Source organism: Pseudomonas sp. FFUP_PS_473 (assembly GCF_002858665.1).
In the GTDB taxonomy this organism is placed as follows: Bacteria; Pseudomonadota; Gammaproteobacteria; order Pseudomonadales; family Pseudomonadaceae; genus Aquipseudomonas; species Aquipseudomonas defluvii.
On record NZ_PJQQ01000029.1, the window covers coordinates 58,893 to 68,488 of the forward strand.

At 59.0% G+C, this 9,596-nt stretch carries 8 protein-coding genes; all 8 read right to left on the reverse strand.

Features of this window, described 5'->3' with window-relative positions; all coding sequences use genetic code 11:
* Position 1: 1 nt before the first annotated feature.
* Genes CYD26_RS18860 through arnB form a run of 8 tightly spaced genes read right to left on the reverse strand, consistent with a single transcriptional unit; the run spans position 2 to position 8,805 of the window.
* Positions 2 to 1,381 carry a UDP-glucose/GDP-mannose dehydrogenase family protein gene (locus CYD26_RS18860; protein WP_102053304.1) on the reverse strand — a complete coding sequence of 460 codons (1,380 nt, stop codon included), beginning with the start codon at positions 1,379 to 1,381 and terminating at the stop codon, positions 2 to 4.
* Positions 1,378 to 1,785, reverse strand: coding sequence for a 4-amino-4-deoxy-L-arabinose-phosphoundecaprenol flippase subunit ArnF (arnF, locus tag CYD26_RS18865; RefSeq protein ID WP_102053305.1), 408 nt, complete (start codon positions 1,783 to 1,785; stop codon positions 1,378 to 1,380). The genes CYD26_RS18860 and arnF overlap by 4 nt, the downstream gene beginning before the upstream one ends.
* Positions 1,782 to 2,126 (reverse strand): 4-amino-4-deoxy-L-arabinose-phosphoundecaprenol flippase subunit ArnE, encoded by a 345-nt coding sequence (arnE, locus tag CYD26_RS18870; protein WP_065759633.1) that lies wholly within the window; start codon positions 2,124 to 2,126, stop codon positions 1,782 to 1,784. Before arnE ends, arnF begins: the two co-directional genes overlap by 4 nt.
* Positions 2,123 to 3,772, reverse strand: coding sequence for a lipid IV(A) 4-amino-4-deoxy-L-arabinosyltransferase (gene arnT / locus CYD26_RS18875; protein ID WP_102053306.1), 1,650 nt, complete (start codon positions 3,770 to 3,772; stop codon positions 2,123 to 2,125). Before arnT ends, arnE begins: the two co-directional genes overlap by 4 nt.
* The gene (arnD, locus tag CYD26_RS18880; protein WP_102053307.1) at positions 3,769 to 4,653 is read right to left on the reverse strand and encodes a 4-deoxy-4-formamido-L-arabinose-phosphoundecaprenol deformylase; all 885 of its coding nucleotides are present in this window, start codon (positions 4,651 to 4,653) and stop codon (positions 3,769 to 3,771) included. Before arnD ends, arnT begins: the two co-directional genes overlap by 4 nt.
* A complete protein-coding gene (arnA, locus tag CYD26_RS18885; RefSeq protein ID WP_102053308.1) occupies positions 4,653 to 6,644 on the reverse strand; it encodes a bifunctional UDP-4-amino-4-deoxy-L-arabinose formyltransferase/UDP-glucuronic acid oxidase ArnA in 1,992 nt (663 codons plus the stop codon). The genes arnD and arnA overlap by 1 nt, the downstream gene beginning before the upstream one ends.
* Positions 6,641 to 7,660 (reverse strand): undecaprenyl-phosphate 4-deoxy-4-formamido-L-arabinose transferase, encoded by a 1,020-nt coding sequence (gene arnC / locus CYD26_RS18890; RefSeq protein WP_102053309.1) that lies wholly within the window; start codon positions 7,658 to 7,660, stop codon positions 6,641 to 6,643. The genes arnA and arnC overlap by 4 nt, the downstream gene beginning before the upstream one ends.
* Entirely contained in the window at positions 7,657 to 8,805 is a 1,149-nt protein-coding gene (gene arnB, locus CYD26_RS18895) for a UDP-4-amino-4-deoxy-L-arabinose aminotransferase (protein ID WP_102053310.1), read from the reverse strand. Before arnB ends, arnC begins: the two co-directional genes overlap by 4 nt.
* Positions 8,806 to 9,596: the final 791 nt, after the last annotated feature.

Below are 9,596 nucleotides of genomic sequence, written 5' to 3' on the forward strand. Positions count from 1 at the left end.
CCTAGGCGACAGTGGTTGGAGCCGGAACCTGCTGCTGAGGAACCGGCAGATTGTGCGACTCACCACGGCCCATCGGGAAGTAGGTGAAGCCTGCACGTGCCATGCGCTCAATGTCGTAGAGGTTGCGACCGTCAAAAATCACCGGTGCCTTCAGACGCGATTTGATGGCATTGAAGTCAGGAGCCTTGAACTGTTGCCATTCGGTGCACACGATCAGGGCGTCGGCACCGGCCAGGGCTGACTCCGGGGTCCCCATCAGCGACAGGTCAGGCTGGTCCGGATACAGGCGCTGGGTTTCCTGCATGGCTTCAGGGTCGAAGGCCCGCACCTGTGCACCGGCCGCCCACAGGGCTTCCATCAGCACCCGGCTTGGTGCATAGCGCATGTCATCGGTGTTAGGTTTGAAGGCCAGCCCCCACAGGGCAAAGGTCTTGCCGCGCAGGTCGCCCTTGTAGAACGCATTGATACGCTCGAACAGCTTGTGCTTCTGCCGCTGGTTGATGGCCTCGACCGCTTGCAACAGGTCACTGGAGCAGTTGGCCAACTGGGCACTGTGGATCAGCGCGCGCATGTCCTTGGGGAAGCACGAACCGCCATAGCCACAGCCTGGGTAGATGAAGTGGTAACCAATGCGCGGATCGGCACCAATGCCCATACGCACGGCTTCAATGTCGGCGCCCAGATGTTCGGCCAGCTCGGCGATCTGGTTGATGAAACTGATCTTGGTGGCCAGCATGCAGTTGGCGGCGTACTTGGTCAGTTCGGCGCTGCGCAGGTCCATGAAAATGGTACGGTCGTGGTTGCGGTTGAATGGAGCATAAAGTTCACGCATGACCTCGCGCACTTCTTCACGGTCGCAACCGATCACAATGCGGTCTGGACGACGGCAGTCGCTGACGGCCGAGCCCTCCTTGAGGAATTCGGGGTTGGAAACAATGTCGAACTCAAGGCTGCGTCCGGCCTTGCCCAAGGCCTCTTCGATGTGGGCGCGCAAGGTGTCGCCGGTGCCAACCGGCACGGTGGACTTCTCCACCAGGATCAATGGCTCGACCCGGTAGCGGGCCACTGCATCGCCCACCGACAATACGTACTTGAGGTCAGCCGAACCGTCTTCATCCGACGGCGTCCCGACAGCAATGAACAGCACCTGACCATGCTGGATAGCCATTTTCTGATCACTGGTGAACTGCAGGCGACCGCTGTCCAGGTTGTCCCGCACCATGCTCTCAAGACCGGGCTCGAAGATCGTGACATGGCCCTTTTGCAGCATCTTGATCTTGTGCTTATCGACGTCCATGCACACAACATCGTGACCCACTTCAGCCAGGACAGTTGCTTGAACCAGGCCTACATAACCACTACCAATTACGCTGATTTTCATACGGAGTCTCGAGGACGAGTTACACGTGACGAGTTAATGGTAATGACCCCCAGCACGACGAATGCCACACCCAGGGTTTTGAACAAACTGAACTGTTCGTTGAACAACGGCAAGCTGGCTGCCAGCAGGTACACCAGCGCGTAGCTGATGCTCAACAGCGAATAGGCTCGGGCCAAAGGCAAGTCCCGCAGGGCCGCCAGCCAGCACAGCATCGACAGCGCGTAGGCGAAGATCGACAACATGACCACGCCCAGTGCCAGCCCATCCACCGTGTCGTTGCCCAACGCCATCAACCATTGATCCGGTTGCGGCAGGTGACTCATGCCCCAACGCATGCCCAACTGGGCGCCACTGACCAGCAACACGCTGCCCATGGCAAAAGCGATTCCACGCCCCTGACTCATGCGTGCTGCCCCAGCAACACGACGCCGGCAATCACCAGTACCATACCGATCCCATGACGACGATCGATAGTCTCGTGAAACACGAAACGGGCGGCCAAGGTAATCAGTACAAAGTTGAGACTGAGCATCGGATAAGCGATACCGACTTCCAGACGCTGCAACACCAGCAGCCACACCAGCAAGCCAGCACCCAGGCAGGCCAGCGCCAGCCATAACCAGGGCGAGAGCAGTTTCGCGCCCAGGCCCGACTCGACGCCGCGCCAGCTTTCCACCGCATATTTCTGGGCGATCTGGCCCATGCAGGTCAGCAGGCATGCCCCCAACAGCAAGGCCCAGGTCATGGCGCACTCTGCGGGATTATCAAAATGATGATGCTGCCGCGCTCGTAACGCTTGCCCTCTTTAGGCAGCAATTCGGCTTCACGCACTTCGTCCTCACCCTTGACCCGCATCACCACACCCACCGGGCCGATCTTGCGAGCCTCGCTCATCCACTGTTGTACTTGGTCGACGTCGACCCGACGTGTGGCAGCATCCGGGTACTGCAGGCCATACTTCACTTCGCCGATGGTGTTGTACAACGCAACGTCCGGGCGTTGTAGACGCCAAGCCAGGGCCGAAGCCGCCCCCAGATCGTTGCTCAACAGATGCTTGGTCTGGCTCAACTCTTCGAGGTGTTCCAGGACGAACTGGTCTGGCGTCTTACTGTAGACCACTGAGTGCGGTAACGCGGCCGGCAAGATAGCCACCAGCAAAAGGCTGCCAATGGCCGGCGCAGCCCAGGTGCTCAAAGGTCGGACGATTTGCATCAGGTTGGCCAGGACCCAGGCCAGAATCACAATGAACACCAGGACCAGGCTGTTCATCTCATCGACGTACACCGGCTTTTTCAGCTGCAGGTAGACAATCGCCAACAACGTCAGCAGGCCGATGGCCAGATTCAGCACGCCATTGACCTTGAACAGGCGGCTTTGCCCCTGTTTCAGACGGTCCACCAGCGTACTGGCCATCAACAGTGCCAGTGGCAACAGGCACGGCAAGATATAGGTCGGCAGCTTGCCCTTGCTCAGGCTGAAGAAAGCCAACGGCAGGACCAACCATAGCAACAGGAAACCGGTGCCAGCCTGACGCCGGGTGCTCCAGGCCTGCTTGAGCGAGGCTGGCAGGAACGCCACCCATGGCAAGCTGAAGGCCACCAGAAACGGTAGATAGAACCACCACGGCGAGACGTGCTGGGCGTCATCGGCAGAGAAACGACGAATGTGCTCATTCCAGAAGAAGAACCGCCAATAGTCCGGCTCTTGACCATGCACTGCCAGCGCCCACGGCAAGCTGACAACAATCGCCACGGCGATGGCTATCGGCCCGTAGACCAACAGCTCGCGCCAGCGCTTCTGCCAGATCATGTAGGGCAGCGCGATCAGCACCGGCAGCAGCCAGGCAAGAAACCCCTTCGTCATGAAGCCCATGCCGCAGGCCAGCCCTAGCACGGCCCAGCCAATCAAGCGTGAACCACGGGATGGCGTATCGAGGGCAAACCACAGGGCCACCAGGCTCAGGTTGACCCAGAAGGTGAATTGCGGATCGAGGTTGGCATAGCCACCTTGCCCCGCCACCACCACAAAGCTCATGTAGAGCAGAGCACTGGCAACGCTCTTGCGCGGGTCGTTCCACAATCGGCGGGCAATGATGTAAGTCAGGACAACGCTCAGGCCTGTGGTGAGGGCTGAGGCAATGCGCACACCGAACAAGTTGTCACCGAACACCACCTGGCCGATGGCGATCATCCAGTAGCCGGCAATCGGCTTCTCGAAATAGCGCAGCCCCAAGAAATGCGGCGACACCCAGTTACCGCTCAGGAGCATTTCCTGACTGATCTGGGCGTAACGGGTTTCATCCGGGATCCATAGGCCATGGGTGCCCAGCGGCACCAGGTAGGCCAAGACGAATGCAATCAACAATAGGGGCAGGGCCCAACGTTTGCTCATGCCCCTTGCACCCCCAGCCAGCCTTCACGCCCCTCAAGGGTTCCGCGCAGCACACGGCCCTGAGACAGGCTGCTCGGGTCGACGGGCAGCAGGTTACCCAGGGGCTGGAACCGGATCTCATGCGAGCGTGCAGCAATCAGCAGTTGACGGAAATGGTCGGCCATCAGAATACCTTCGACTTCAGCATGGATGGTGTAGACGTTCAGCGCCGAGGGGCTGAACCGACCAAGAATGAAGGCGTTGAAAGCCTCGGCAGAGACGACTAGCCCTACCACCTCATCGTAGGTTGGCAAGTCGACCGGAATTTGCGGCGTGCCGGGTTTGCCATCTGTCAGCCGTGGCCGAAACAGGCTTTGCCCACGGCAGTCGCTGTTGTAACGAAAGCCGAAGCGCTCCTTGACCTCAATGACGCGCTCGTCCGCCCGCCATCCAGCAGACGCCGAACAGTTGACGGGCTGGCCGAGAATATCGCTGAGGGTGTCTACGCCGCGGCGAATCTGCTCGGTCAATTGGGCATCGCTCCAGCGTCCGGCATTGGCCTGCCAGCCATAGTGATCCCACGCGTGCAAGCCGACTTCATGGCCAGCCGCTGCGGCCTGACGCATCAAGTGCCCCAGATCACGGCCAATCGGCTTGCCCGGCCAAGCGGTACCGGCCAGCAAAATGTCCCACCCGTACAAGCCTGGAGCGTTGGAACGGAGCATTTTCCAGAGAAATTGAGGGCGGATCAGGCGCCACACATGTCGCCCCATGTTGTCTGGGCCAACGCTGAAGAAAAACGTCGCTTTGACCTGTGCTTCATCGAGTATATCCAACAGCCGAGGCACCCCCTCACGGGTGCCTCGATACGTGTCTACATCGATTCGAAGAGCTGCCTGCATCAGCGCTTATCCGCAATTTCGAGCATGGCTTCGCGCAGGAAGAAGTCCAGCGTGTTGCCGATCGTCTCGCTCATTTCAACGGTTGGTTCCCAGTTCAGCAGGCGCTTGGCGTTCTGGATGCTTGGCTTGCGGTGCACCACGTCCTGGTAGCCGGCACCATAGAAGGCCTTGCTCTCTACATCGCGGAAACCGGCGAACGGAGGGAAGTTGGCGCGCAACGGATGAGCTTCGAACTGACGCAGCAGTTCTTCGCCCAACTGACGGATGCTGGCTTCGTTGTCCGGGTTGCCGATGTTGATGATCTGGCCGTTGCAGACGTCGTTTTCGTTGTCGACGATGCGTGCCAAGGCTTCGACACCGTCGGCGATGTCGGTGAAGCAGCGCTTCTGTTCACCCCCATCAAACAGCCGGATCGGCGTGCCTTCCACCAGGTTGAGAATCAGTTGGGTAATGGCTCGCGAACTGCCGATACGTGCCGAGCCCAGGCGGTCCAGCCGCGGCCCGATCCAGTTGAACGGACGGAACAGGGTGAAATTCAGGCCCTTGGCGCCGTAGGCCCAGATCACGCGGTCCAGCAGTTGCTTGGAAATCGAGTAGATCCAGCGTTGCTTGTTGATCGGGCCGACGACCAGATTGGAGGAGTCTTCGTCGAAGTTCCGATCCTGGCACATACCATAGACTTCGGAGGTCGACGGGAAGATCACACGCTTGTTGTACTTGACGCAGTAGCGAACCAGTTTCAGGTTCTCTTCAAAGTCCAACTCGAACACACGAAGCGGGTTACGGGTGTATTCGATTGGCGTGGCAATGGCCACCAGCGGCAAGACCACATCGCATTTCTTGATGTGGTACTCGATCCACTCGGAGTGGATGCTGATATCGCCTTCGACGTAGTGGAAGTTCGGGTGGCTGCGCAGACGCTCAATGGCGTCGGAGCCGATGTCCAGGCCATAGACGTCGTACTTGCCGTCGCGCAGCAGGCGTTCGGACAGGTGATTGCCGATGAAGCCGTTGACCCCCAGGATCAGCACACGGGTACGACGTGGTGCGCGGCCCGATTCGGCACCACGCAGTACCGAGCCGTCGACCAGGCCCAGTTCGGCAGCCAGTTGCGCGCCGCTGAGAAACAGACCGTTATCGTTGCGCTGGCCCGAGGTGATCACCAGCAAGTCTTCGCCACAGGCAATGCGCAACGGATCGATACTGATCACGCGGCCAGGGGCCTGGCCCTCATTGCCCTTGACTACCTCTGCGCTCCAGACGATCAGCTTGTGCTCCCCCACTGCACAGAAGGCTCCTGGGTAGGGCTGGGTCACGGCGCGAACCAGGTTGAACAGCGTTTCCGCCGGTTTGTCCCAAAGCAGCTTGCCATCGACGGCAGTGCGACGACCAAAGACGGTGGCCTTGGACTCGTCCTGGGCGGTCTCGTTGATCTTGCCCTGGATAAGTTGCGGTAGTGTGTCGCGCAGCAGACTGGAAGCGGCCTCGCGCAGCTTGCCGTGCAGGGTAAGCGCAGTATCGGAACGCTCGATGGCCACGCGTTGCTGGGCGACGATGGCACCGGCATCGGCACGCTTGACCATGCGGTGCAGGGTCACACCGGTTTCTTTCTCACCGTTGACCAGCACCCAGTTGGCCGGAGCACGCCCCCGGTAAGTCGGCAGCAGCGAACCGTGCAGGTTGAACGCACCTTTACGGGCCACGGCCAGCAGCGGTTCAGCCAGCAGGTTGCGGTAGTAGAACGAGAACAGATAGTCGGGGTTGAGCTTGGCGATACGCTCGATCCACAGCGGGTGATTGACGTCTTCCGGTGCATGCACCGCAATGCCTTTACGGGCGCAGAGTTGAGCGACCGAGCCGTAGAAGATGTTTTCCTTCGGATCGTCGGCATGAGTAAACACGGCAGCAATCTCAATACCCGCATCAAGCAGTGCTTCGATGCCTGCACAGCCAATATCGTGATAAGCGAAGACAACGGCATTTGAACTCATGACGAAACCTGGTCAGTAGGAGTGGAAGTCAGTCCATCGACAGTTGCGACAGGAGCAGGCGATGCGGGTTGGTTACGTAAGACTTTTTCGATGAAAAACCGTGGACGGGCCCTGACGTCGCCGTACATACGCCCCAGGTACTCGCCTAGCAGGCCCATACCGATGAACTGGCCACCGGTGAACACGAACAGCACCGCAAACAACACAAAGGTCCCGCCGCCGGCCCACTGCGCACCAAAGGCCAGACGCAGGATGATCAGCAGCACGGCGAACAACATGCCCAGTACCGCCATGCCAAAGCCGATGATGCTCAGCAGGCGCAACGGGGTAGTGGTCATGCAGGTGATCAAGTCAAACATCAGGTTGATCAGGCGCATCGGGCTGTATTTCGAGTCACCGTGCTCGCGCTCGGCGTGCTGTACCAGGATCTCGGTGGTATGGCGTGCGAAGCTATTGGCCAGAATCGGGATGAAGGTACTGCGCTCGCGGCAAGCCAGCATCGCGTCGACCACCGTGCGGCGATACGCCCGCAACATGCAGCCGTAGTCGCTCATCGCCACGCCGGTGGAACGCTTCACGGCCAGGTTGATCAGCTTCGACGGGTAGCGACGCAGGGCGGAGTCCTGGCGATTGTTGCGCACGGTGGCGACCACGTCGTAGCCCAGTTCAGCCTGTTCTACCAGCCGCGGAATTTCTTCCGGCGGGTTCTGCAGATCGGCATCGAGCGTAATCACCAGGTCGCCCCTGCATTGCTCGAAGCCGGCCATGATCGCCGCGTGCTGGCCATAGTTGCGGTTAAGGATGACCGCAACGATTTGGCTGCCCTCGCGCTGTGCCGCGTCTTCAAGTTGCTCGGCCGAACTGTCACGACTCCCGTCGTCCACCAAGACGATTTCATACGCCTGCTTGAGCTGCTTGCAGGCCGCTTCGGTACGACGCAGTAGTTCAGGCAGGCTTTCTTCTTCGTTGTAGACCGGTATGACGACCGACACGCAATTAATTGGATAGGGCTTCAATGGACTAGGGCCAGGCTAGTTTCAATGGCACCGACAACGCGCTCGACGTCATCGGGGGTCATGTCAGGGAACAGCGGTATCGAACACAGGCGCGCCGAGTTCCACTCGGTATTTGGCAAGTGGACGCCCGGGAAGCGTTGGCGGTAATAGGTATGCAGGTGCGTGGCAATAAAATGAATGCCCGTGCCGATGTTCTGCTCCTGCAAGGCTTTCATGAATGCCTCGCGGTCCATGCCGCAGCGCTCGGGATCGATACGCAGGATAAACAGGTGCCAGGCGTGCTGTTGCGGGTAGGTCGGCATGCTCAGCGGCTGCACCGGCAGGCCTTCCAGGCGTTGCAGGTAGGCCTGGGCCAATTCAGTGCGTTTGGCATTGATTGCGTCCAGGCGCTGCAGTTGCACCAGGGCAATGGCGGCATTGATGTCGGCCAGGTTGTACTTGAAACCAGGCTCGATCACTTGGGCCTGAGGCTTGCGGCCACCAGTCAGGCGGTCGTAGGCGTCGACACCCAAGCCATGGAACTTGAGTATGCGTACCCGGTCCGCCAGTTTCTGGTCGTCAGTGACGAACATCGCACCTTCAGCACAGGTCATGTTCTTGATCGCGTGGAACGAGAAGATCGCCGTGCCCTGGGCTCCGATGGCTCGCCCCCGATAACGGGTGCCAGCGGAGTGGGCGGCGTCTTCGATAACGGCAATGCCGTGCTTGTCGGCCAGGGCATACAGCGGATCAAGGTCAAACGCGGCGCCGGCATAATGTACCGGGATGATTGCTTTGGTGCGCGGGGTGATGGCGGCTTCAATCGCCACAGCGTCGGTCATCAGGGTGTCGCGGTCGACATCAACGAATACCGGCGTGGCCCCTAGCAGGCAGATCATGTTGGCGGTGGAAACCCACGTCTGGGAGGGTGTGATCACTTCATCACCCGGGCCAATACCCAGTGCCAGTAGCGTGATGTGCATACCGCCGGTAGCCGAAGACAGCGCTACGGCATGCTTGCAACCCACATAGGCGGCGAACTGCTGCTCCAACTCCTGGTTTTTCGGTCCGGTAGTAATCCAGCCAGAGCGCAGTACTTGCTCTACAGCAGCAACCTCTTCGTCGCCAATGCTGGGACGCGAGAACGGGAGAAAAGCCTGATTCATGTGTACCTCGGGTCAGTAAACAACAGCAGCTGTCACCCCCCTCGAATCAACACGACAACTGCACCAGCGATGCATCATCCATGACAGCGTAGTTCAAGAAATGAAAACCCTATCAACCGCTTAGCCAGCGGCAATAGAAAAACTCATTCATTGACGTTAGTAGACGGGACCGACGGGTGGGAATAGTTCAGCGACTCAATGCAAGCCGAGTGAAGCGTAAGCACGAAAATATGAAAGAGAGATGAAAAGCCAGTGTTGGAAACGTCAGGGTTCCAGCTCAAAGCAAGTATTCATGTTGGAACTGCGGCACAGGAACGCTCAAATAGATCCTGCATGTACGCTGAAAGTCCTTCACGCACACGGCCTTGTTTAATCGCGCCGCATTCAATCAAACTTCAATTGAAGACTGATCTGCAGAGCCACTTTGATTAAACAAATCTTAAAAAATCTCATAGGCCTGGTGAGTTACACCGGACGACCTAGGCAAAACTGAAAGGGATTTTTCCTGGGTGAACTTGCTCAGGCCACCGTGCACTCCCGATGCCTCTCAACGCACGTCATGTGCAGAAGAACGTTGCCAGATGAACGCCTCAAGGCGAGCTGGGCGCCAGCGATAACATCAACATCGGAGGGGGAAGGTAAATACGCGACGAGAAACCGTGGCGCTCTGGCAGGCAGATCGCTCCTGCATATGCAAAAGGCTACTGAGATCCGGAATCGAGTAGGAGGCGAGTTCACACCCGCCGTCCTCTCACACCACCGTGCGTACGGTTCCGTACACGGCGGTTCAG